This window comes from Limnothrix redekei LRLZ20PSL1 (assembly GCF_043235035.1).
GTDB lineage: Bacteria > Cyanobacteriota > Cyanobacteriia > CACIAM-69d > CACIAM-69d > CACIAM-69d.
In genome coordinates, this window is record NZ_JAZAQF010000078.1 from 115,849 (window position 1) to 139,020 (window position 23,172).

Consider the following 23,172-nt stretch of genomic DNA (forward strand, 5'->3'; position numbering starts at 1 on the left):
GTCACCAAATGAAGACGTAGAAAAACATTTGGTTAAGTACCACTTGATCCCAATCATAGATTTTGAGACCTTTTTCGCCTAGTCTCTTCATCAACACTTCATAATGACGATTTAACCTGGATGAAACTCATGTAGATTTAATATTTCCTTCGGATTTTGCTTCACGCTAAGAAACCCCGAGGGAGTCGATCGTCCCGTTCCCTATAAGGCCAAAAAATACGCCGGATCAACCTAACCCAGCGTACTATAGTAATATAAATGGTCGATTAAGAAGCGAACTCAAGTCCAGCAACAGGTGAACATCAAGCCCTTAACTGGCAAGGTATTCACGGATGTCCGCCTTATGCTTACGGAGCTTGGTGAGGGCCTCGCGTTCAATTTGACGGACACGCTCACGGCTAATTTGCAAGCGATCGCCAATTTTGGCCAACGTGAGTGCCTGACCGTCACTTAACCCAAAGCGCAGGGAAAGCACTTCCCGCTGTTGGGGGGTCAAGTCGGCCATGATGGTTTCAATGTCGCCGCGCAGGGAAGACTGGGTGGCAAATTCCTCCGGGGAGGGCCCTTCGTCTTCGAGCAGCTCGCCGAGTTCTGTGTCTTGGTTGTCGCCCACTCGCAAATCCAACGACAGGGGCTGGCGGGCCCGTTCCAGGTAATCCCGAATTTGCTTGGGAGAGAGGCCAATTTCGTCGCCCAACTCGGCAATGGTGGCGCTGCGACCCAGTTGTTGCGACAGGGTGCGCTGGGCTTTTTTGATTTTGTTCAGTTTCTCGGTGATGTGGATTGGGAGACGGATAGTGCGCCCCTTTTCCGCGATCGCCCGAGTGATGGCCTGACGGATCCACCAATAGGCATAGGTACTGAACCGATAGCCCTTGGTGGGGTCAAACTTCTCAACGCCGCGCTGCATCCCGATCGTGCCCTCTTGGATCAGATCCAGAAGGTCCACATTTCGCTTGATGTATTTCTTGGCAACGGACACCACGAGACGCAGGTTTGCTTCCACCATCTTGCGTTTGGCGCGATCGCCCTCGCGAATGGCGGCTTTCAGCTCATCTAGGCTCAAACCGGTGGCCGCTGCCCATTCCGCCAGGCCGGGTTCATAGCCCAGGCGCATGGTCAGCTTGTCCTTTTCCTCTTGCAGAACGTTGAGGCGTTGTACCTGCTTGCCCAAGACGATTTCTTGCTCGTGGGTGAGCAGGGGAACGCGACCAATTTCACGAAGATAGGCGCGAACGAGATCCGTAGCTGTGGGGTCTTTTTTCATGGCAGTTCGGCTCCGCGAACGACCGCTGGGCAACTGAGGAAACTCTATAGTAACGAATTTTGAAGCCGTTTTGCAGCTTTGACGGCAAGTTGGTAAAGAAATATCAAAACTCGAAATCATTGCGTTCTCTAATTTTAGGATACCCATCTTTGGCGAGGTGGTCTGCATCTTGAATCACAAAATCCTGAATTGCCCGTCATTGCGAGGCTGGCCAGGGTTTGACAAAACCAGAGCGATCGGGGAAACCAGCGGCTGAGATCGGGCAAAAATGTGCTGATTTTCGCAATAAGCAAGATGAATGGGCGCACAAAATCCGGTTTGCAAAATTCGTGACTGTCCGATGAGGGCCCATGGGTCGATCGGCTTCAGGGGATCGGTGGGGATCGGCAGCAATAAGCACTCCCAAAACACCGAACGGCTGGTAAAACAGTTACAGCCCTGCATAGCATCTGATCTCTATATAGAAGCGATCGCCCCATGAGAATCCTGTTTGTTTCCGCTGAAGTAGCTCCCCTGGCCAAGGTGGGTGGCATGGGCGATGTGGTTGGCTCGTTGCCCAAAGTGTTGCGGGCCATGGGCCACGATGTGCGGATCTTTATGCCGTTTTATGGCTTCATCGCTGACAAGTTAGTGGACGCGCCCAAGGAGCCGATTTGGTGGGGCGATGCCATGTTTCAGCGGTTTGCCGTCTATGAAACAACCTTGCCGGGAACTGATGTTCCCCTATACCTAATGGGGCATCCGGCGTTTTGGCCGCGGCGTATCTACTCTGGGGATGACGAAGATTGGCGGTTTACCTTGTTTGCCAATGCCGCCTCGGAATTTGCCTGGAACTATTGGAAACCCCAGATTATTCACTGCCACGATTGGCACACGGGTATGATTCCGGTTTGGATGCACCAATCGCCGGACATCTCGACGGTCTTTACGATTCACAACCTGGCGTACCAAGGGCCCTGGCGCTGGAAGTTAGAGCAAATGACTTGGTGTCCTTGGTATATGCAGGGCCACAACACCTTGGCGGCGGCGGTGCAATATGCCGATCGGGTCACCACAGTGTCGCCCACCTATGCCCACCAAATCCAAACCCCCACCTATGGCGAGCAGTTGGAGGGGTTAATGTCTTGGATTGGCGGCAAGCTGTCGGGAATTGTGAATGGGATTGACACGGAGGTTTACGACCCAGCCACCGATCGCGCTTTGGTCAAACCGTTCACGGCCGAGACGATCGAGAATCGCCGGTTAAACAAGGTGGCCCTGCAAGAGGAGATGGGCTTGGAGATCAATGCCAATACGTTCCTGGTGGGGATGGTGTCGCGGTTGGTGGAACAAAAAGGGGTGGATCTGATCATGCAAACGATCGATCGCTTCCTGGCCTACACCGATTCGCAGTTTGTGCTGCTGGGAACGGGCGATCGCTACTATGAAACCCAAATGTGGGAACTGGCGGCCCGCCATCCTGGCCGCGTTTCAGTCTTTTTGCTGTATAACGATGCCCTCTCCCGTCGGATTTATGCCGGGTGCGATGCGTTCCTGATGCCGTCGCGGTTTGAACCTTGCGGAATCAGCCAAATGCTGGCCATGCGCTATGGTTGCATCCCGATCGTTCGGCGGACAGGTGGCCTGGTGGATACGGTGCAACATAACGATCCCGTGGGCCAAGTGGGCACGGGCTATTGTTTCGATCGCTATGAACCGCTGGATCTGTTCACCTGCATGGTGCGGGCTTCGGAAGCCTTCCGGTTCAAGGCGGAATGGCTCAAGTTGCAGCAGCGGGCCATGGGCCAAGATTTCAGTTGGGAAAAATCTGCGATCGAATACGTGAAGCTTTACGGCAACCTGCTGGGAATCCCAGAATCGGAACTGGGGATTCTAACGCCCGTGGCGGAACCGGCCGCCCACGATCGCCTAGAGGCGGCCTTGTCCTAGGGTCTGATTCCGCTTCCCAGGCTTGCAACGTTCTTTAACAATTGGAGCCGGATTCTCAGAATTTGGGCTTTTTTTCCTCAGCGATCGGTCATGGCCGGTCGCTTTTTGATGGGCTGCATTGGGTGGTTTGGCGTGAAAAACCGGACTCTGAAGGGATCAAACTCGGCCATTGCCGTAACCGAAAATCCTTGAATGAGCGGGATTAGCTGACTTTGGGAACGGTGAGGCAATTCGGGGAAAACCGTACCGAAGGATTCGCTTGACAGATCGTAAACATGTTGTTACATTTATTTACATAAAGCAACAAAGCGTTGCGATCACCCCGAGAGGTTGTCATGGTTTTACTCATCGCACTATTTGCGATCGGCTGGGTTGCAGCCGTCGTCCTCGGAACCCAAGCCTACTTCCTGGGCGAGCAGACCAAACCGATCCACTCGCGCAACTGGAATTCTCAAAAATTTGAAACCCTGGCCCAAGCGATCACGGGTTCCTCGATCGATTATGGCAAGCGCCGCCCCGCCTATGCCTACGCCATGGATGCGTATACCAGCAAGCAGGTGACCCAACAGTAGGGGCAGGTTTTGAACTGCAAGCTTCAAAAGCCTTTAGCTGAATTTCAGCCGCGTTAATCGTCTCATTTTTTTTCTCCTCTCTCGACGGCTTCAGTCTTTGTGCTGAGCCGTCGTTTTGCTGTTTTGCTGTTTTTAATCCTTGGCTGATCGGGAAGCGATCGGGCGATGGGGCGATCAGGACTCATCTTGCCGCAATAGCCGATCATCGGTCATCACTAATTTCCGCCATTGCTAGCCATCCCGAAAGTTTTGTAGAGTCGTGATGGTTGATTGATGTGGCTGCTATGGTTTCTCATTGGTTGTTGGCAGACTCTTTGGCTCCCGCTTGGTCTCGATCGCGATCGGTGGCCCTCCGTCGTTTCACTGTGCTAGCTTTGGCGATCGCCCTGGGGGGTGGTTTGGCGGCCTGCGGTGGTTCCGCCAACAATGCCAACAATGCCAACAATCCGACGAACAATGGCATCGTCAACCAAAGGGCCGCTGCGCCCGCGGTGGCGGGTAACTATCCCGTGCAGCAGGCCAGCTACAACAACAGCACTGGGGAATATACCCTCATGTTGTTGAATGCGCCGCCGGGCATGAGTCCCTATCGGGTCAGCAACTTGCAAATGGCTCAGATTCCGGAAGCTGAAGCCAAAGCGGGCAAAACCAGCTATCTGGCCGTCAGCAGTCCCACGAGTCCTCCGGTGCTGCATCTGCTGCCGACTTTCAAGATTGAAATGTTGAGCGGTGAACCGACCCAAGTGCAACAGGCGGGAGTGCAACCCACCTACTGGCAACCGATGCAGCACGGTGGGGAGTTGGAAATTGACCTCGATTTTCATCAGCCCTACTACTACGTGCCACCGCCCTATCGATCGGGATCGGTGCTGACGGGATTTGGGGGCTATGGCGGAACCTATGAACAGGCCGCCGGGCAATACCAACAGCGCTACAACGCTCCCCCAGCGCCCGTGCAAAATCGCAACTTCCGCACCACCCAAAATTTGCGACCTTCGCCAGCAAACAGCCCCACCCGCAGCCCTAGCCCCAGTCCCACTTCCCGATCGAGTGGCTTTGGTTCCAACACCAGTGGTTCATCTCCGGCCGCAACGCCCAGCACAACCCCTGACTCCACCACAACCGCCACGCCGTCCAGCGCCACTCGTTCCCCCAGCCGCGATCGCAGCCGATCGACCGGGGCCGGCTTTGGCAGCAGCACCTTTCGATCGTCCGGTTCTTCCGCGCGGGAGCGATCGCGTAGCTCAGGATCTTCCAGTCGGCGCAGTGGTTTTGGCAGCAGTGGCCGTCGCCGCTAACTGAGTGGCGAGCGAAGCTGACCACGCGGTCGGTCAATCCTCAGCCCCCAGCCGGGGAAATCGGGAGCGCCGCAATCCAGGCTAGAGTGGATCGGGTTCGGCTGTGTTGCAACTCCCATGTCTTTTCTTGATCCTCACCTCAACCTCACACCGTCCTTGCTGGGGTCGATCGCCCTAGTAGCCGCTTGGTTGGGAGCCACTATCTTCACCGCCGAATGGCTCTATCGCCGCCAGGTTGCGGGGCCCGAAGTGGGGCGCAAAGTGGTACATATCAGCACCGGCCATGTGTTGCTCTTGGCCTGGTGGTTACAAATTCCTGCCTGGGTGGGGATCACGGCTTCTCTGTTGGCCGCCTTGGGGGCTTGGCTGTCCTATCACCTGCCCCTACTCCCCAGCGTGAACGGCGTGGGTCGCCGGAGTTTGGGCACGCTGTTTTATGCCATCAGCATTGGTCTTGTCATTGCCCTTTGCTGGCCGGCCGATCGCCCCCAATACGCAGCGCTGGGCATTTTGGTCATGGCCTGGGGCGATGGGTTGGCGGCCTTGGTGGGGCAGCGGTTTGGCCGCCATCCATATCAATTAGGCGGCATCACCAAAAGTTGGGAAGGCAGCGCCACCATGGCCATCGTTAGTTTTCTGGTGGCCGCCAGTATTTTGTTTAGCACCCAAGGGTTCAGTTGGCCGGCTGGGGCGATCGCCCTGGGAATTGCCGGGTTGGCAACGGGGTTGGAAGCCTTCTCCAAGTGGGGAATCGACAACCTCACCGTGCCCATTGCGAGCAGCGTGATTGCCCTGTTGGGCGATCGGCTATGGCTTTGATTGTTGGCTAGTTGGTGCGCTGGTTAGTTGGTGAACCGTTGATTAGCCCAGCGTTGGTTAACCCAAAGCCAGCAGATCCATGCCGCATTGGTCAACCAAATAGCAAGTGGCGCGGAATCGCAGCCCCATCAACTGTTCATAGAGCGGATTCAGCTTGCATAGGGGCGGAATCCGAAACAACAAGCGCCCAAACAACTTCACGTCCCGAGCGAAGGGGCATTGGCTGGGGATGAGGCGATAGATCAAAAGAGCCATTTCCCGATCGCGGATTTCAATGCGATCGATGCTGTCACGAAGGAATTGGAGAAGTTGGAACATCTGGAAAGTTGAAGAAAGCTAACAAATGACGCTGAAGCGTCGTGATTGCAGAGGGGGCACACCGAATTTGGGTGCTGTAGCCACCGACCAAAATTGACGAATGGGGGTAGCCGTTTTGGAAAAGCCGTTCAAGTCAGGTTGAGCAATGCTTCAGAGACTCAGCTTCAGAGGCTCAGGTGATGCCTCAACAGGTACAGCGGACAAGCTGCAAACCAAGATCCTGTTTGGCTGGGCACAAAAGCAACCGATTTGTTGCGAAAACCGATGAGGCTTTGGGGTAATTTCGCTTCGTGCGATCGAGATTTGACGTGAGAGCAGGCCATACTTCAAGGCTCATTGCAAGATACACTCCCCTTGCCTCGATTTCAGCTTAAAAAGTCTAAGCCAGACCCAGTTAAAGAAACGTATAAAATTTGCCGTTTTTGCGTAAAGACTTGGTGAAGTGGGGGTCTAAAAGCGTGACTTTTGGAGGGGTGCCCTGGAAATTGTTAAGGGCAACTTCATATTAGCATTATTTCTGAAATGTTTCGTAACAGTCCCGTCCATGACTCAAACGACCATCGGCCGCCCGATCGGGGCTGAGCCTCAAATTCAGGGGATCACGTCGGAGGAGCATCCCCCCGATCGATCATGGCCAAACGCGCAATATTTGGCCGTTTAGGGCTGGCTCCGCAGGTGCATTTGGGCAAATCAGCGCCAGACTCTGGGGGAGTTACTGCCAAATTGCCATTTCATTGAGTGCTAATTTATGCCAAATTTTGAACCGTTTTTAATAACTCGAACTCGATATGAATTTTAGTGATGAATGATCATCGTGGATTTTGAGCATCAGTGACCGTTGTGAATCGTGCTGCTGTGTTCGAGCAATCGGGGATGGCTGCAAGTGATTGTCGCGATGATCGGCAGTGGCAATCGGGAATCGAAGCCAGCCTATGATGCAGAAATTCTGTCGGGAACTGCTTAAAAATTAGGGTTATTGAGAATGAAAATAAGCAATCTTGGATCAAGCCATTGAATATTTCGATGAACGATCGGTGATCATAACGACCCTTTCAATTGACGAACGGGGTGAATTGTCATTAGATAGATTTCATTACAACTCTTAACAAACCTAAGGACGAGCCAAGGCAATCAGTTTGCAAATTGATTGCGAAATTTGCTTGTCCATCATCAGGTCACTAGTGGCATATGAGACTGATTACGGATTTCGACGGCCCGATCGCGGATGTTTCAGAACGGTATTACCAGGTCTATCAATACTGTTTGCGGGAAATTGCTCGATCGGGTCAGGAAATCCACCGTTTGTCCAAGCAGGAATTTTGGAACCTGAAACGGGCCCAAGTCAAAGAGGCTGAAATTGGTGTGCGATCGGGCTTGGATGGAACCCAAGCGGATCAATTTGCCCAACTGCGGCGGGACACGGTTCACCGTATGGAATATATGCCGCTGGATCAACCGGTTCCCGGTGCAATCCAAGCGCTGGAGCGGGCCCAAGGCATGGGCTGGGAACTGGTGGTAATGACGATGCGCCGGGTGCGAGAATTGGATGAAGCGCTGGAGCGGTGTGGCTTGGCTCGGTTCTTCACACCCGATCGCCGCTATTGCCTACCGAATGATTATGTGAAAACCCGCGACGTGGAAGACAAGCCCAAACTCATGGCCAAGGCCATGGGCGAGTTGCCGCCCGCAGCCCTGACCTGGATGGTGGGAGATACGGAGGCGGATATTGCAGCGGCTCGATCGGCTCAAATCCCGATCGTGGGTGTGCTCAGCGGGATCCGCGATCGGGATCGCCTGGAAGGGTATGAACCCGACGCGATCGCCCCAAACTTGGCCGGAGCGATCGACTACATCATTGCAAAAACGAACCGAGCCACCAAAACAACGCTCCCGCGCGAAGGCAGCCTGCCGAGAACTGGCTCTTAGGGGCTAGGGTTGCGGGCGATTGGACGGGCTAGCCCTAATCCTGCTGGGCGTTTTTGATGGCCCCAAAGAAACTGGCGATCGTGACAGGGATGCTCAGACCCAGAATGGTTCCTGTGGTGACGGTTCCTAACTCCGGTTCGCCAGACGTGAGTTCAAACACACAGCCCACCGCTGCGATCGCGGCAACGCAGGCGATCGCCAAAAATAAGCCACTCTTAGGAGTCAGCATGGGTTTTGATTTGCTCCGAATCTTTGCTGAAAATTTTGGACTGAATTAGCCTGAATTGGCTCGAAATCGCTTTCTTGAAATCGCCTTGCCAATACCCCCTCCAGCCTGAAGGCATGGGGGGATTCTGGCCCTAGCTCAGCAACTGAAGTTGCTCGACTAGACCACGGTGTGAAATCAGTTGGCGCGGCTCCTCCGCATTAGCGAACAGGACGCACATCGCCATAGGCAAAGCCTTTTTCCTTGAGGGCTGTGGTCAAGGCCAGCTCGTTTTCGACCCGATCGACAAACATCACCCCATTCAGATGATCCATTTCGTGCTGAATGGCGCGGGCCAAAAGTCCATCGGCCTTGAGGGTGCGCGGGCGGCCCGTTTCGTCTTTGTAGGCCACTTCAATTTGGGTGGGGCGTTCCACATCCAAATAGACTCCCGGGATGCTGAGGCAACCTTCTTGGTCGCATTCCAGGGGGCCGCCTGCGGACTTCACCACGGGGTTGATCAAAATTAGGGGTTCCACATCGGCCTTGTCTGGCTCGATGTCAATCACAATAATTTGCTTGTCGATCGCCACTTGGGGAGCCGCAAGGCCAATGCCATCAGCGCTGTACATGGTTTTCAGCATGTCTTCAGCGATTTTGCGCACTTCAGCATCCACTTTGGCCACGCGCTTGGCCGGACGACGCAGCACCCGATCGCCCAGGGTGTGGATTTCAAGGGGCGGATTCTTTAGCTTTTTCTTCTCAACCAATACTTTCGCGGTCATGGGTGGGGCGGTCTTTGGCGGTTACCTTTTTGCCTTCCCATCCTATCGAAAGATTGGATGTTTCCGTGGGCTGGTGCTCAGGGTTGCGGCTGGATCGCAATAGCACCTGATCCATACCCAAGCAGCCACCTAAGCGGCGGCCGGCGGATCAAAGCGGCCGCGACCACAACAGGGTTCAATGCCCATCCGATCGAGCAGTAGCTCACTCACCGCATTGGCGATCGCAAATTCACTGAAAAAGCTTCTGGAGAAGTCAAACCCCTGCATTTCCGTCAAAATCGCGATCGCAATGCCATCAATATCATCCTCGCCTTCCATGCGTTGACGGATATAGGCATTGGCGGCTACGCGGGCAATTTGGCTGTTCACGGCCTCGGGAATATATTCCGAGTCGAGGAGGTTTGCGAGGGACTGCTCCAGCCATTGGCGTTCGCGGTCTAAATCTTCAACGGGGGCCAAAATGACGGGCGGAACGGGTTGGGCCATGCCGATCGCTCTCCTGGTGAAAGAGTCCAATGCTTCTGTAGGCCACCATCTTAGCCAAATTGCGTTGATGGTCGATCCTGGGGGCGATCCCAGTGGTGGTCACTGCCCGATCGCCCCAGGTCGTGAGGCCGGTTTGAACCTGTGCCATAGGCTAGGAAATGAGGATCTAGGAGCGGCGGGCCGTGAACCGACTGACCAAACTGCCCAGACCTTCCCGCACTTGGTCGATCGCCCCTTGGAGTGGCCCAGGCAAAACCGATGTGGGTTGAACCGCAAGGGTAATCGGATCGTCCTTGTAGGCCTTAATCCGATAGCCATATTCCAAATTTCCCTGCTGTTTTTTCAGACGCGGAAAAAGACGGAACGCCCCTTGGCGCAGGTCATTTTCATTGGCAAAGATGGCCTGGTTAATTTGATTACTGCGGTTCACCGCCAAGGCCCCAACCGGGTACCAGGGTTTCTGGTCTTTGACCCGCACGTAAACTTCAAATTCCGGCATTCCCTTCGATCGCATCTCATCAAGCTGACTGGCGGCGGCGGCGCGGCGATCGTTCGATTTTGCTTTGGGTTGGGCTTTGGGCTTGCCGAATCCGGTGGGGGTTGCCAAGGGTGGGGCCTCCAGGGGAAAACTCAGATTTGAAATGTTTTGTTACGAACCTGCCATCGAGTTTACCCTGCGCTGGGGGCGGGCCACACCTCGCCGAGGGGTACGGATTGCCGTGCTCCCGTGGCGGCGGGCAGGTTGCCGGGGCGATCGAGCAGTCGCCAGTAGCCCAAAACCGCAAAGGCGATCGCCTCCTTGCTGCTGGCACAGAGTCCCCATTGATCCGTGGTTTCCAGCGGGATTGATCCCAAATGCTGTTGCAAACGGGCCCAGAGGGTGCGGTTGCGACTGCCGCCCCCACAGACCAAGACCCGATCGGGCAGTTGGGGCAAGTGGTTGCGGTAACTGTCGGCAATGGAACGGGCCGTCAGTTCCGTGAGGCTGGCTAACCAATCGGCATCGGACAGGCCCAAGGCGATCGCCGCTTGACGGCTGCGGCCCAACCAATCCGGGCCAAAGTGCTCGCGTCCTGTGGACTTGGGCGGCTCCTGACTAAAGAAGGGATCCGCCAGCCACTGGGTCACCAAGGGATCTGAAATTTGTCCTTGGGCCGCCCAGGCTCCATCGCGATCGAACGCTTGGGCCCCGTCCGTTAGATGTTGTACCGCCAAATCCACCAACACATTGCCCGGCCCCGTGTCCCAACCCCAAACGGCCCCCTCCCACGCCGTCAAATTGGCAAACCCCCGCCGAGCCGGGAGATAGGTCACATTGCCAATGCCGCCAATATTTTGCACACAACGACATTCCTGCTCATCTCCCAACAGGTAGGCATCCACCCGAGGCACCAACGGCGCACCCTGGCCCCCCATGGCCAAGTCACCCACCCGGAAGTTACTGATGGTGGTGATGCCGCTCCAGTGGGCGATCGCGCTGCCGCGACCCAACTGCAAGCTGTAGCCCAAGGGTTGTTCATCGGCCGCTTGGGGTGGGCGATGGAACACCGTTTGTCCGTGGGAACCAATGAAACGAATGGGTTGTGAATCCGGTTGGGCTGTTTGGATCGTTTTGGCGGCCGCCGCAAATTCCCGGGCGATCGCGTCGTCCAACTGGGCCATGGCCGCCATGGACAGGGATTCACCGGCACAAACCGCCAAAATTTGCGATCGCAAGGCCGCTGGATAGTCAAAGGTTTCGGAACGTAGCAACTTCACCTCCAAGTCCGTTTCCGTCCCCGACAGTTCCACCAATGCCGCATCGATTCCATCAACGGAGGTGCCGCTCATTAACCCGATCGCTCGCATTCCCATGGCCATTTTGGAGATCTTAAAATTGAAGCTATGCCTTAAATCTAAGCAAATCTAACCGAAATTAAGCATCAGCTCCTAATTCTTTTTACTCTATAGATTCTGTGGTAGATTCTGCGATCAAAAATTCCCGGTTTTTCTGAAGCCCTTTGAAGCCAAATGTCCTATCGACTCTCACCGGCCAAATTAACCACCTACCAAACCTGTCCCGCTCGCTATCAATTTCGCTATGAATATAAGATTCCGACGGCGGGTTTTGGAGGCGCGGCCCTGGGGCGATCGCTCCATGGGGCACTCACGCGAATTTACCGCGATTGGGACTATAGCTATCCCCAAAAACCAGGACTCAGTTGGATTGACGCTTGCTGGACTCAGGAAACCGCTGGCCTGACGGAGCGCCAAATTGCCGAGGGCTACGATATTTTGGTGCGCTATTTCCATCACTGGATTGAACCGAGCGATCGCTTCCTTAAACCCCTGGCCACGGAGGCAAAAATTCAAGGTCGATTACAAATCAATGACTTGGAATTTGCCCTCACGGGTCGGCTCGATCGCCTCGATTGGTTTGATTTGGATTCCCTTGAGCTAATTGAGTACAAAACCTCACGGCAATTTGTGGAGCCAGATTTCGATCAGCTCACGATGCAAGTGGGCCTCTATGCGATCGCCATCAATCAACAATGGGAACGAGAGTTGAAATACATCAACCTCATTTTTTTGCGGCCCGGAGAATCGGTGCGAATTCCCGTCACTGAAGAACGGCTAATCGCAGCCCAGGCGGTGATTGCAGACTTGGCCCAGCGATTACGAACCGATCGCGCCTGGGAACCCAATCCCGGAACCCATTGTGATCAGTGTCATTACAAACAATATTGCCCAGCCCAAACCACCAGCCCCGAGCCAATTCCAACACCAAATCATCCCGCTTCAATTCTGCAACTGTCGCTGAATTTGAAACCTTAATGACGGGAATGTTGATGATGAGCGTGATCATGGGAATGGCCATGATGATGGCTGTGGTTGCCACCATGATCATGACTGTGATTGTCCCCATGATCATGACCGTGATCATGACCGTGATCATGGCTATGGCTTTGGTGGTGATGATGCTCGGAATCGAGGCTGGAGCGATCGAACCCGGCGAAATGAATCACAGCGCTGGTTTCTGCCAATAAATCCGTAATTAGAGGATCGACCCAATCCGCTGCCATGGTCAAAAACTCAGGGTGATCATTCACGCAGGGTAATTGTTGATAAATCACCTCAGGATATTGACGCTGGAGCGCTAGGAAAATATGGTCCACATCCAGCAATGTTTCATGGTTTTCGGTAGCAAACCCGATCGGGGCCATCAAAATTGCCTTGGCCCCCAGTTCAATTAAATTGCGAGCAGCCAATTGAGCATTGGGCTGTGTCCAATCGATCATGGGCGTATCGTGATTGAGCCAGCCGATCGAAATCAAGGGATAGCGAGTGATCAGCTCCCGACGCACTGATTCATACAGGGCTTGGCTTTCGGCAATTCCTGACACAAACCCTTTGGCTTCGTGGGGACAACCATGATTCAGCAGCACAATCCCAATTTGCGACGGCAAAAAGTGCGATCGCCAGTCCTGATCAATTTTTTCGCTCACCAACTTCGCCAGCAGTTGAATATAACTAGCCTGGTCATAAAACGATGGGAAATAGCGCATCGATCGCACCCAATGGGTGTCGCCATCGGTTAACTGACTCAGGGCCCGGTTGACCTGCTCAATGGCAATCCCACTGGTAAAAATGGAGTCCACCACCAGTAAGGGATAAATCAGTAACTTGCTAAATCCCTGATCGCGAATTTCTGCCAAAACTTGCTCTGGCAAATGGGGACGACAAAAGTTAAACGCCTTAAACACCGACACTCGATCGCCCCAACGTTGCCTGAGTGCTTGCTCAATCCCCGATCGTTGGCGCTCAAAAATTGCATTGTGGGGGGAAATAAATTGACCATGTTGGTGACTCCACTCATGCAAATCAAAGGCCGCCAATAATTTCGCCAGGGGTGGATAAACCCATTGGGGAACCGGAGCAAACTTGGCAGTCAACAGGTTCAAAGCCTGTTCGTTGTAATTGGCAAAATCCGCGTAGGATTCCACTTCGCCATAGCCCATCAGCAAAACGGCTACCCGATCGTCGCCGGGCCCGATTTCGACTTCTGATGGGTCGATCGCGCTGATTGGGGTTGCCATCAGGGGGGATTGACCTTCAGCCTTTTGGGAAGACGCAGCCACAGCAAATGCCTCGTGGGGGGATTCATTTCTATTATGAAAGCGGAATCAGATTTCAGTTGGTCAATCGGAACCAGTTGAGGGAAATTCTTGAAAAGAAGACAAGTTTCTTTGGAGATCTTGAGCAGAGTCCTTCGCTTTTTGTAATGCTTAGTCATTAAACGCAAACATTAATGGAAAATTAAGTAACAATCTCAATGAAAAATTCAAATAAGTATGCAAACGCTTGGAGCGCTGGCAATCGTTGCAATGGGATAGATCAAGCCCCTGATTTTCAACTCCATGACCCTCAAAATGATGCTCCAGTGACTTGCGAGGCTCAAGTGCCAGGACATCAGCCCCAGCGCACCCAGGCCGCCATGCCAATTTGTTGCATTTGTCCCGGCTTTGCGGATCGATCGGCAACGGAACAGTTTTTAGCAGCCACCTGGAAACCCGCCTGGCCCCAGCCCTTGGTGATTTGGGACGCTACCTATCAGGGCGATCGGGTGCTGGAGGCGCTGCGGGCGATCGATCCCCAACGGGCGATCGGGCTAATTGGCTTCAGCGCGGGTGTGGTGGCAGCCTTGGGAGCCGCTCAGGCTTGGCAGCGACGCGGTGGGCGAGTGCGGGCGGTGTTTGCCTGGGATGGTTGGGGGGTGGCGCTGCCGGAGGGACTACCAATTTATCGGTTCAGCCACGATCAATGGACGCACCGCAGTTCCGCTTGGTTGGGGCCCGGGCGGGCGCAGTTTTGGGCTGATCCACCCTTGTCCCATCAGGCTTTTTGGCGATCGCCCGATCGCGCCTGGGGGTGGTGGTCTGTGCCCGATCGGGCCCCCAGCCGCACGACGGCCGCCGCCATGCTGCAAACCTATCTCCAAGGTTGGTATGGTCTGGGCGAGGATGGCACAGCTTAAGGGATCAATTCCTTGTGAGGCTTGAAACGACTAAGGCAGTCAGCCAATGGCTAGGAGTTGAGGCACGGACGATTTACTACGTCTCGGATGCGTTCCCGTTGATTGGGGCGATCGAACTGTTCCTGGAGCTTCAGCCAGCTTTCCCAGGCCCGATCGCGCTGTTGTTCCAGCAAGCCAGCCCAAACGGGCGCATCGGTGGCCCACTGAATCCCGATCGTTTTCACCAAAAAGTTTTCCAGCACCGCGATATCCTGCAAATCGCCCAACACGGTTTGGATATCACCAATCGTGCCGAGCAATTGTTCGTAATCACTGCCATAGAAATCGGTAAAAAGGGCCATTTGATAGCGCACCCGCTTGGCCACCTTGCGCAGGTCATGGATCACCGCCCACTCCAACAACGAAAGATCCGTGACCGATCGCCCTTCGGTTTGCACCAACCAGCCGGGATGCATTAACCAGTGGGACAAAATGGGCAACAGCAAATCGGGAACCACCACCACGGCGGGCCAATCGGCGGCGGGTCGCAAGCGCGGTTGGGCAATCCAACGATCGAGGGCCGTGTTGATGGCGGGCCATTCGCGTTTTTGCAGGGTTTTGCTGACGCGACCGAAGGCTTTTTGGCGTTGGCCGGCCAACTCTTCGCGAACCGTTTGCAAAAGGGGCTGCTCTTCCGGGGGCAGGTTTTGCAGGTAGCGATCGCGCAAGGCTTCGTCCATTACGTCCAAATCGCGCAGTTCCCCCAAAATTCTGGCCACTTGCCCCACGGCCCGCTCGCTGGCCCGTTTGGGCAGGTCAATGGCCACGGCAAAACCCACAATGGCCGATCGCAGCCGTCGCAGGGCCACGCGCATTTGGTGTAGTTCTTCGGGATCCTGGTCTTTGAGGACGGCGGCCTCGTGGCGACCGGCCTTAGCCCAATGCTTTTCGATCGCAGCTTGGGCCGTGGCCCCGAGGCTGCGGGAGTTGGGGTCGGCGGGCGAGTTTAGGGGCTGATCGGGCTGATCGCCGGCCACCCGATCGCGATCGCCAGCAGAGCCGCCAGCAGGGTTTGCAGACCGTTCACGACTTCGTTTGTTAACCATGGCTGCTGCTCCTGCCAAGTCGCGCCCACAATACTTTCCACTGTTGTAGCCAGGAATGCGGCGATCGCGCATCCCAAAATTCCGAAGGGAGAAATTAAGCCTGCACCCCAGGCCACAAGGGCTTGGGCGATCGAGGCGGCAAAACCGGCCAGGGTTCCTTCCAGGCTGACGGCTCCTTCGGTTCCCGGCGGCACAGGCTGGAAGGAAATCACTGAAAAGGTGCGCCGGCCATAGGCTTTGCCAATTTCACTGGCGCAGGTGTCGGAGAGTTTGGCGCTGAAGCTAGCGGCATAGGCCAAACTGAGAAGGGGGATCCAGGTTTGGGTGATCGCCTGGTCAGCGGCTAAGGACAACAGCCCGATCGCCCCGGCACAGAGGGCCCCACCAAGGGCCGATCCCCAAACGTTTTCCGGGCCCCTTGCGCCCGATCGTTTCTCGGCAATGCCAGCGGCTTCCTTGCGGGCCAAACCCACCCGAGTGACGGCCGACCCCGCCAAAAAGTAGAACCCCACCACGGCATAGCCTGGCCAGCCCATGCAACCCCACACCAGCACACCCAAAATCCAAGCATGGACAATGCCGGCCGGCGTGAGCAGTTTTTTGGGGGCGATCGCCACTAGGGTGAGCAGCAGCGTGTTCAGCACCGCGGCCGTGAGCCAAGGGTGTTGGGTCGCTTGCTGGGTAATGGGCGTTGCGATCGCGCTGAAATCCACGGCAGTCTTTTCCTTCAGACCTCTCCTGCCATGCTATCAGGTGGATGGTGGTTCCCTCTGGCTCTAACGATTTCTCTAAACCGTTCTCATCATGATCACTTCAACAGCGATAACTTCGGCAACCGGGGCTGCAGCTACTCCCACAAATTTGGAAGTAACTCCCACGGGTCAACCCTTCGGTTCCGAAAATCCCCGGGCGATCGCCCTGTTTCACTTAGCCTTTCCGGTGGCCGACCTGGCCCAAACCAAAGCCTTTTATATTGACGGGCTGGGTTGCACCGCTGGACGCGAGGGGCCCAACTCGCTGATTTTGAATTGCTATGGCAACCAAATTGTGGCCCACGTGAGTCCTGGGGCCTGCCAACCGCAAAAGGGGATCTATCCGCGCCATTTTGGGTTGGTGTTTGCGGCCTTGGCTGACTGGCAAGCCTTGATTGATCGAGCCGAGGCCAAACAACTCACCTTTGAACAGCCCCCGCGCCGTCGGTTTCCTGGGGAGCAATTGGAACATTACACGGCGTTTTTAGCCGATCCGTTCCACAATCTGCTGGAATTTAAGCACTATGTCCATCCTGAGGCGATTTTTGGGGCCGTTGATGACCAACGGGTGGGCGATCGCTAAAGGTCTGGGGATTGCGAACGCTTGCCCCGATCGAACGCTTGCCCCGATCGAAGATTGCCCCAATCAGTCGATCAAACGCAGATTAACGATCAAACGCAGATTAAACACTGACCTGGAGATCGAACCGGGCTGTGCTAACCGCCAAGGGCCTAGACGGAGCAAGCTAGACTAGAAACAGTCCACACCGCCAGCAGCTTTCAGCATGATGCGCTTTTTTGGAATGGGATCTCCCTCGGAATCATCGCACCACACCGCTAACCGATCGCAGGCCGATCGAACCGGTGGGGGGCATCCCGGTTCATGGATCCTACCCACCCGATCGCGCCCTCGTCGGCGACGGGCGATCGCCTCGGCCCTGCTGCTGTTTAACCTGTTGACGGTGACCGCGCCCGCCTTGGCCCAGAGTCAGCCGAGCGATCGCTCTTCCTCGGAAGCGATCCCCACGGTTGGCCAATCCGCCAACCAATCCGCCAACCAGCCTGCCAACCAGCGCCGCGGCCGCGTCCTCACTTACGGCGACCTGATGGAGAAGTTGGAGGCGGGCCAGGTCAAGCGGATTGATCTGTTTCCCGCAGAGCAACTGGCCCGGGTTTTTTTGGATCAAAATGGTCGCGCCAGCTCGCCCTACGAAGTGACTCTGTTTGAGCGCAACCCGGAATTGATCGAAATTGCCCGGGCGAAGGGGGTGGAACTCTCAGTGCAAGAGTCGGTCGATCGCACCGCGGCCCTGAGCCTCATTGCCAATTTGCTGTTTGTGGGGTTGGTGATTGCCCTGCTGGTGAACATTGTGCGCCGCACGGCCAACGCTTCGGGCCAGGCCATGAACTTTGGCAAATCCCGCGCCAAGTTCCAGATGGAAGCCAAAACCGGCGTGACCTTTGATGATGTGGCCGGTGTGGAGGAAGCCAAAGAAGAACTCCAGGAAGTGGTGACCTTCCTGAAGCAGCCGGAACGCTTCACGGCCGTCGGGGCCAAGATTCCGCGCGGGGTGTTGTTGGTGGGGCCACCGGGAACGGGCAAAACCCTTTTGGCCAAGGCGATCGCCGGAGAAGCGGGCGTGCCTTTCTTCAGCATGTCCGGTTCGGAATTTGTGGAAATGTTCGTGGGAGTGGGTGCGTCTCGGGTGCGGGATTTGTTCCGCAAGGCGAAGGAGAGCGCTCCTTGCATTGTGTTTATTGATGAAATTGATGCGGTAGGTCGCCAACGGGGCGCGGGTATTGGCGGCGGCAACGATGAACGGGAACAAACCCTCAACCAACTGCTGACTGAGATGGATGGGTTTGAGGGCAACTCTGGGGTGATTATTATTGCCGCCACGAACCGCCCCGATGTGCTGGACTCGGCCCTGATGCGACCGGGCCGGTTCGATCGCCAAATTACCGTTGATTTGCCCAGTTACACGGGGCGGCTGGCGATTTTGCAAGTCCATGCTCGCACCAAAAAGGTTGAAGAAGGGGTGTCGATCGAGGCGATCGCCCGGCGCACTCCCGGTTTTGCGGGGGCCGATTTGGCCAACTTGCTCAACGAGGCGGCGATTTTGACGGCCCGGCGACGGAAGCCGGCCATCAGCCTGGAGGAAATTGACGACGCGATCGACCGGATCACCATTGGCCTGAAGTTGGCTCCTCTGTTGGATAGCAAGAAAAAACGCTTGATTGCCTATCACGAGGTGGGCCATGCCCTGTTGATGACGCTGCTGAAGCATTCTGACCCGTTGAATAAGGTGACGATCGTTCCCCGATCGGGTGGCATTGGTGGGTTTGCCCAACAGGTTTTCAATGAAGAAATGGTGGATAGCGGTCTCTATACCCGTGCTTGGATTCTCGATCGAATTGTGATGACCCTGGGGGGACGGGCGGCCGAGCAGGAAGTGTTTGGCGATTCCGAAATCACCGTCGGAGCCAGCAACGATCTGAAGGTGGTCAGCACCTTGGCCCGCGAAATGGTCACTCGCTATGGCATGTCTGATCTGGGTACGTTGGCCCTGGAAAGTCAATCGGGCGAGGTGTTTTTGGGACGAGGTTGGATGTCGCAGCCGGAATATTCCGAAGAGGTGGCCGCCAAAATCGATCGCGCCGTGCGAGAAATTGCCGTCAACTGCTACGAAACAGCCTGTCAGATTCTACGTGAGCATCGAGAATTGCTCGATCGATTGGTTGATCAACTGCTCGACGAAGAAATGATTGAAGGGGATGAATTCCGCAAAATTGTTCGCGCCTATGTTCCGATTCCCGACAAGGATTACCCGGAGGATCGACAAATACGTCAAGCCAGCAATGTCGGCAACCCGGCTGCGGCCAGGGTTTAGGGCCGCGATCGCTCTGGATCGATCGCCCTGAATTGATCTCGATCTCTTTGGGTTGATCGCGTTGGGTTGATCGCGTTGGGTTGATTGCTCTAGATCGGTTAATCAAAATCGATTGCTTTGATTCGATCGCGTGGGTTTGATCTCGATTAATCGTCCCGACTTGCTTAGTTTGCTTGGCCTGAATGGATTGATTGAAATCCAATGCGATCGCTGCTCGACGCGATCGCCTCTCCTCGCTTCCCAATTCCCCTTTGCCAAGAACCATGCCGATCGAACAGCCTGCCCCGTCCCCGCAAACGTCTGTGCAAATTGGCCCCTACCAAGCCATTACCCAGCCGGGAGGGTTTCAACTGCAATCTTTTTCCACCGATCAGATCTATCGGTTTGCTGGAGCGGGAATGCCCACCAGCAGCATCAGTGAACCGATGGTGGATTTAGTGACCAGCTACATTGCCCAATGGGAACACCTTGTGTCACCCAACGAGCGATCGGAAACCATGTCATTTCGGGAAGTGTGGCAAGAGGCCGCAGATTACTTTGAGGCGATCGAGGGCATCGAAGAAGGGCGGCGCGGCTAAAGGCTCACCAATCGTTGAGGTAACCACTCAACGGGTTTCCCCTGAGCGCCGCCGATCGTGGGGCGCAGGCGGTGGCGCAGGAGCGGCGTTTTGCTCCAGTCCCAACAGAATTTCTGCCCATAGCGCGTTGGGGTCTGCGAGATCGGACGTTTCGGCCGCTGGTTCCATTCCTTGATCCAAGGGGTGATCGCGGTTGCTTTCCTCACCCTGTGCCACCTTGGAATTTTCAGAGCTTGCAGAATTCTCGGAATTTTCGGAATCTTCAGGATTAGCGGGAGCCTGGGGATCTTCGTCCTGTTGGTGCTGGCTGTCCATATAGCGCTCAATATCCTCGATCGCAGCCTCCAAGTCCTCCAGGGTAATTTCCTGGTTGGCGGGAGGTGCGGTTTCGGCTGCGGCCTGGGGGCTGGGGGCTGCTTCGGTTTCCACCGTGTCAAGGGCGGCCGCATCTTCAGGATCGGTCAGATTTTCCCGTAGGCGTTCGAGGGCCTCTAAGAAGGCCTGTTGGGCCGCCTGCCTGGCCCCATGATGCCGCTCCATCATTGTTAATTACGCTCCTAGTGGCTGTGCGATCGCGAATCCCCGCGCCCTGACACTGGTGATTGAACTGGGCTGCCGCTGAGATGCTCCCGATCGATCGGCTGCCAAAACCAGTACCTCAGCCTTCGCTAGGACTGTCTCGGTTTCAGTTCAACAGGCTGAATACTTCAATCCTATGCAATTCAGGTCTGTGGTTGTTGGATTCATCAACAACTCAGGAAATTCGCCCGTTGGTTTATGTATCCCGCGACTTATCCCGCAATGCGTCCCGAGATATATCCCGAGATATATCCGGCGATCCATCTCGCGATCGATCGGGGTACTTTACAAGATTAAATACGAACAAAAAATAAGTAGAAGCAATAAGTAGAAGCAATCAGCAAAAGCAATCAACAGAAGCAATCAGCAAAAGCAATCAACAAAAAAAGAGACCCGGAGACCGCGCCTATCTCAAGCATCCCTTAGTGCTGCTGCCTTCCGGCTCTGACACGGTTCGGGCGTTGGGATCGCGCGGGTCCAGGTCGCAATAACCATACCATGAAGGGCCCCCGTTAACGCAAGGGCAAGGAACCCGCCGGTTTCTGAACCCGATTGATAGACAGGAGTTAAGGACGCTTCCAGGTGGCGATGTTCCAGGTGTCGCTGTCCCAAGGGGTGAGATCCACGCCCTGCAATCGATCGCTGACGGCTCCCACTTTGGCCCGGGCAATGAGGGGAATCAGGGCCACATCCTGAATCAGTTGGTCATTGAGGGCAATCATGGCCGCCTGCCGTTTGATGGGATCCAATTCCTGGTCTGCTTTGATCCAAGCTTGGTCATAGGCTAAGTTGCAATAGCGGGTGTAGTTATTGCGGTTCCAGTCGTTGGCTTTGCTGGCAATTTCGGCGCAAGTCCACCACTTTAGGTGTGCGCTGGGATCCGGGGAGGTGTTGCCGGTGGTGTAGAGCTGCAAATCGGCTTGGAAGCGGTTTATGGTGTCGGCGTTGGCTGGGTCGCCGGAGAAGAAGGCTCCGGCATCCACGGACTTCAGTTCCACGCCAATCCCGATCGACTCCCAAGCTTGCTTCACAATTTCCTGGGTTTTCTGGCGCAGGGGATTCACCGAAGTGACAAACAGCACCCGCATTTCCACGCCGTTTTTGTCGCGAATTTGGTTGCCGTTGGTGTCTTTCCAACCCGCTTGATCCAACAGTTGGGCTGCTTTTTGCAGGTTGAATTCCACTTGGTTATTGGGTGAGGCAAACTGCTGGGGAGCGATGATCAGATTAGCCGTGGGATTGCCGGTGGGGCCATAGAGTTGCTGGGCAATGGTGGCGCGATCGACCGCGAGGGCAAAGGCCTGGCGCACGGTTTTATCCGTGAAGAAGGGGTGGGGAAACTGCACGCTCGATCGCTCCCCGTCGGCAGTGGCCCGGTTGGGGTCAGTGAAGTTAAAGTGAATCCGCTCTGATTGGGCCCCGGTCACGGCCAATAGTTTGCCCTTGCCACCGCTTTCCAGTTGTCTCAAAATCGGCGCTTCCACCTGCGGATTGTAGGCATAGTCGGCATCGCCGGTTTGCAGCACGGCCCGGGCTGCCGAGGTGGCATCGCCGCCGCCTTTGATTTCCACCTGCTCGAAGGCGAGGCTGGCCCGATCGCGGTAGCTGGGGTTGGGTTTGTAGACGATCGAATCACCCGGCTTAAAGGACTCCACTTGATAGGGGCCCGTCCCGATCGGCTTTAGGTTGGCCGGTGCTTCCTTGGCCCTGGCTCCCACATAGTCCTGAAAAATGTGTTTGGGTAAAATCATGCCGTTGTAGCCAGTGAAGGGCTGAGACCAACTGGCCGTGGGCGCTGTGAATTCAATCCGCACCGTTTGCGGATCGATCGCCCGCACTGATTTCACCAGGGCGTAGTCCGTGAGGGTGGCCGCGCCGGTTTTAGGATCGCTCAAAAACTCATAGGTAAAGACCACATCCTCAGCGGTGAAGAGTTTGCCATCGGCCCACTTCACGCCGGATTTCAGTTTCCAAGTGACCGATCGCCCGTCCTTGGCCACACCACCGTTGGCCAGGGTGGGTTCTTCTGCCGCCAAAAACAAAACCAATTTGCCCGTTTTGTCGTAGCTGGCGAGGGGTTCATAGGCCAGGCGCGCCCCGTCAAAATCCTTATGTCCTGTGGCCAGGTGGGGATTCAAAATGGTGGGGGCTTGCCAATAGAGCAACTTCAGGGTTTTATCCGCCGGGCCGCTGGCGCTGGGACGGTTGGCGGAGTTGGTGGATGCGCCGCCGCCACAGCCCCCCACTAGCAAACTGGCCACCAGCCCGATCGCCCCTAACGACTGACGCAACTGGGGCGATCGAGCCGGAGCGATCGCCCTTGTCCATTTCCGAGGCCAAAACAGGTTAGGCATGAATCGCCACCAGACACCACAACATCAATCGAAAACCACAATAACAGCCAACAATAATCCGTTCGCCTTGGTCTGTCTCGGGCGATCGATTAACGTCCCCGCCATGCTCCCGCAACGTCCCCGCAATGTTCCCACCGCTCCCATAGCTCCCATAGCTCCCATGGCTCCGTGGCCGGCCGCCGCCGCCGCCCAAATCATTTCCTGAAATCACTTCTAGAATGAGATTAGGGAAATAAAATTCTGCGAAAACCAATCCTAATCAACAGCATTTGAATCGGGTGAATCGCGAAACTTTTTAACCAAGCTCTTGATCA

The 23,172-nt window shown here is 55.5% G+C and carries 24 protein-coding genes and 1 other RNA gene; 10 read left to right on the forward strand and 15 right to left on the reverse strand.

Going from position 1 to position 23,172, the window contains the following annotated elements:
- Positions 1-310: 310 nt before the first annotated feature.
- Positions 311-1,267: an RNA polymerase sigma factor, RpoD/SigA family gene (locus tag VPK24_RS13215; RefSeq protein ID WP_393014011.1), complete on the reverse strand. Its 957-nt coding sequence runs from the start codon at positions 1,265-1,267 to the stop codon at positions 311-313.
- 477 nt (positions 1,268-1,744) lie between these two features.
- Between VPK24_RS13215 and glgA the strand changes: the two genes are divergently transcribed.
- The 4 genes from glgA to VPK24_RS13235 all read left to right on the forward strand — a co-directional run bounded on the left by glgA (position 1,745) and on the right by VPK24_RS13235 (position 5,885).
- Positions 1,745-3,196, forward strand: coding sequence for a glycogen synthase GlgA (glgA, locus tag VPK24_RS13220; RefSeq protein ID WP_393014013.1), 1,452 nt, complete (start codon positions 1,745-1,747; stop codon positions 3,194-3,196).
- Positions 3,197-3,531: 335 nt separating this feature from the next.
- Positions 3,532-3,768 carry a photosystem II protein, Psb35-related gene (locus VPK24_RS13225; RefSeq protein WP_393014015.1) on the forward strand — a complete coding sequence of 79 codons (237 nt, stop codon included), beginning with the start codon at positions 3,532-3,534 and terminating at the stop codon, positions 3,766-3,768.
- Between the two features lie 284 nt (positions 3,769-4,052).
- Positions 4,053-5,066, forward strand: coding sequence for a hypothetical protein (locus VPK24_RS13230; protein WP_393014016.1), 1,014 nt, complete (start codon positions 4,053-4,055; stop codon positions 5,064-5,066).
- A gap of 117 nt (positions 5,067-5,183) precedes the next feature.
- Complete coding sequence (locus tag VPK24_RS13235; RefSeq protein WP_190355238.1) at positions 5,184-5,885, forward strand: diacylglycerol/polyprenol kinase family protein; 702 nt, start codon at positions 5,184-5,186, stop codon at positions 5,883-5,885.
- A gap of 57 nt (positions 5,886-5,942) precedes the next feature.
- Here the strand turns inward: VPK24_RS13235 and VPK24_RS13240 are convergent, their stop codons facing one another.
- Positions 5,943-6,203, reverse strand: a complete 261-nt coding sequence (locus VPK24_RS13240; RefSeq protein WP_099532533.1) for a Mo-dependent nitrogenase C-terminal domain-containing protein — start codon at positions 6,201-6,203, stop codon at positions 5,943-5,945.
- Between the two features lie 1,188 nt (positions 6,204-7,391).
- Here VPK24_RS13240 and VPK24_RS13245 point away from each other — a divergent pair.
- Positions 7,392-8,129 carry an HAD family hydrolase gene (locus tag VPK24_RS13245; RefSeq protein ID WP_393014018.1) on the forward strand — a complete coding sequence of 246 codons (738 nt, stop codon included), beginning with the start codon at positions 7,392-7,394 and terminating at the stop codon, positions 8,127-8,129.
- A gap of 34 nt (positions 8,130-8,163) precedes the next feature.
- Here VPK24_RS13245 and VPK24_RS13250 read toward each other — a convergent pair whose 3' ends face one another.
- The 6 genes from VPK24_RS13250 to VPK24_RS13275 form a co-directional block, all read right to left on the reverse strand.
- Positions 8,164-8,358: a hypothetical protein gene (locus tag VPK24_RS13250; protein ID WP_099532535.1), complete on the reverse strand. Its 195-nt coding sequence runs from the start codon at positions 8,356-8,358 to the stop codon at positions 8,164-8,166.
- A 197-nt stretch (positions 8,359-8,555) separates the two neighbouring features.
- Positions 8,556-9,119: a peptide deformylase gene (gene def, locus VPK24_RS13255; protein ID WP_393014021.1), complete on the reverse strand. Its 564-nt coding sequence runs from the start codon at positions 9,117-9,119 to the stop codon at positions 8,556-8,558.
- 129 nt (positions 9,120-9,248) lie between these two features.
- Positions 9,249-9,605 carry a hypothetical protein gene (locus tag VPK24_RS13260; RefSeq protein ID WP_393014023.1) on the reverse strand — a complete coding sequence of 119 codons (357 nt, stop codon included), beginning with the start codon at positions 9,603-9,605 and terminating at the stop codon, positions 9,249-9,251.
- Positions 9,565-9,753, reverse strand: coding sequence for a hypothetical protein (locus VPK24_RS13265; protein WP_393014024.1), 189 nt, complete (start codon positions 9,751-9,753; stop codon positions 9,565-9,567). The genes VPK24_RS13260 and VPK24_RS13265 overlap by 41 nt, the downstream gene beginning before the upstream one ends.
- Positions 9,754-9,771: 18 nt before the next feature.
- Positions 9,772-10,212 (reverse strand): HHL1-like protein, encoded by a 441-nt coding sequence (locus VPK24_RS13270; RefSeq protein WP_099532538.1) that lies wholly within the window; start codon positions 10,210-10,212, stop codon positions 9,772-9,774.
- Between the two features lie 62 nt (positions 10,213-10,274).
- The gene (locus VPK24_RS13275; RefSeq protein ID WP_393014026.1) at positions 10,275-11,459 is read right to left on the reverse strand and encodes an anhydro-N-acetylmuramic acid kinase; all 1,185 of its coding nucleotides are present in this window, start codon (positions 11,457-11,459) and stop codon (positions 10,275-10,277) included.
- A gap of 156 nt (positions 11,460-11,615) precedes the next feature.
- On the opposite strand from VPK24_RS13275, the gene VPK24_RS13280 reads away from it, so the two are divergent.
- Positions 11,616-12,419 (forward strand): RecB family exonuclease, encoded by an 804-nt coding sequence (locus VPK24_RS13280; RefSeq protein WP_190355234.1) that lies wholly within the window; start codon positions 11,616-11,618, stop codon positions 12,417-12,419.
- Here the strand turns inward: VPK24_RS13280 and VPK24_RS13285 are convergent.
- Entirely contained in the window at positions 12,416-13,684 is a 1,269-nt protein-coding gene (locus VPK24_RS13285; protein ID WP_393014204.1) for a ferrochelatase, read from the reverse strand. The genes VPK24_RS13280 and VPK24_RS13285 overlap by 4 nt on opposite strands.
- Positions 13,685-14,043: 359 nt before the next feature.
- Between VPK24_RS13285 and VPK24_RS13290 the strand changes: the two genes are divergently transcribed.
- On the forward strand, positions 14,044-14,619 hold the full coding sequence (locus tag VPK24_RS13290; protein ID WP_393014029.1) for a hypothetical protein: 576 nt from the start codon (positions 14,044-14,046) through the stop codon (positions 14,617-14,619).
- A 50-nt stretch (positions 14,620-14,669) separates the two neighbouring features.
- Here VPK24_RS13290 and VPK24_RS13295 read toward each other — a convergent pair whose 3' ends face one another.
- Positions 14,670-15,704, reverse strand: a complete 1,035-nt coding sequence (locus tag VPK24_RS13295) for a CHAD domain-containing protein (RefSeq protein WP_393014030.1) — start codon at positions 15,702-15,704, stop codon at positions 14,670-14,672.
- A complete protein-coding gene (locus VPK24_RS13300; RefSeq protein WP_393014032.1) occupies positions 15,605-16,417 on the reverse strand; it encodes a TIGR00297 family protein in 813 nt (270 codons plus the stop codon). Before VPK24_RS13300 ends, VPK24_RS13295 begins: the two co-directional genes overlap by 100 nt.
- 148 nt (positions 16,418-16,565) lie before the next feature.
- Here VPK24_RS13300 and VPK24_RS13305 point away from each other — a divergent pair, with 148 nt between their 5' ends.
- The 3 genes from VPK24_RS13305 (at position 16,566) to VPK24_RS13315 (ending at position 19,925) form a co-directional block, all read left to right on the forward strand.
- The gene (locus tag VPK24_RS13305; protein WP_393014034.1) at positions 16,566-17,039 is read left to right on the forward strand and encodes a VOC family protein; all 474 of its coding nucleotides are present in this window, start codon (positions 16,566-16,568) and stop codon (positions 17,037-17,039) included.
- Between the two features lie 202 nt (positions 17,040-17,241).
- Complete coding sequence (ftsH, locus tag VPK24_RS13310; RefSeq protein ID WP_393014036.1) at positions 17,242-19,347, forward strand: ATP-dependent zinc metalloprotease FtsH; 2,106 nt, start codon at positions 17,242-17,244, stop codon at positions 19,345-19,347.
- 263 nt (positions 19,348-19,610) lie between these two features.
- Positions 19,611-19,925 carry a hypothetical protein gene (locus VPK24_RS13315; RefSeq protein ID WP_393014038.1) on the forward strand — a complete coding sequence of 105 codons (315 nt, stop codon included), beginning with the start codon at positions 19,611-19,613 and terminating at the stop codon, positions 19,923-19,925.
- A 27-nt stretch (positions 19,926-19,952) separates the two neighbouring features.
- Here the strand turns inward: VPK24_RS13315 and VPK24_RS13320 are convergent, their stop codons facing one another.
- The 4 genes from VPK24_RS13320 to VPK24_RS13335 all read right to left on the reverse strand — a co-directional run bounded on the left by VPK24_RS13320 (position 19,953) and on the right by VPK24_RS13335 (position 23,056).
- Complete coding sequence (locus VPK24_RS13320; RefSeq protein ID WP_393014039.1) at positions 19,953-20,468, reverse strand: hypothetical protein; 516 nt, start codon at positions 20,466-20,468, stop codon at positions 19,953-19,955.
- A gap of 423 nt (positions 20,469-20,891) precedes the next feature.
- An RNA gene (gene ffs / locus VPK24_RS13325) (signal recognition particle sRNA small type) lies at positions 20,892-20,988 on the reverse strand.
- A gap of 82 nt (positions 20,989-21,070) precedes the next feature.
- On the reverse strand, positions 21,071-22,858 hold the full coding sequence (locus VPK24_RS13330) for a peptide ABC transporter substrate-binding protein (protein WP_393014041.1): 1,788 nt from the start codon (positions 22,856-22,858) through the stop codon (positions 21,071-21,073).
- A 24-nt stretch (positions 22,859-22,882) separates the two neighbouring features.
- On the reverse strand, positions 22,883-23,056 hold the full coding sequence (locus tag VPK24_RS13335) for a hypothetical protein (RefSeq protein WP_393014043.1): 174 nt from the start codon (positions 23,054-23,056) through the stop codon (positions 22,883-22,885).
- Positions 23,057-23,172: the final 116 nt, after the last annotated feature.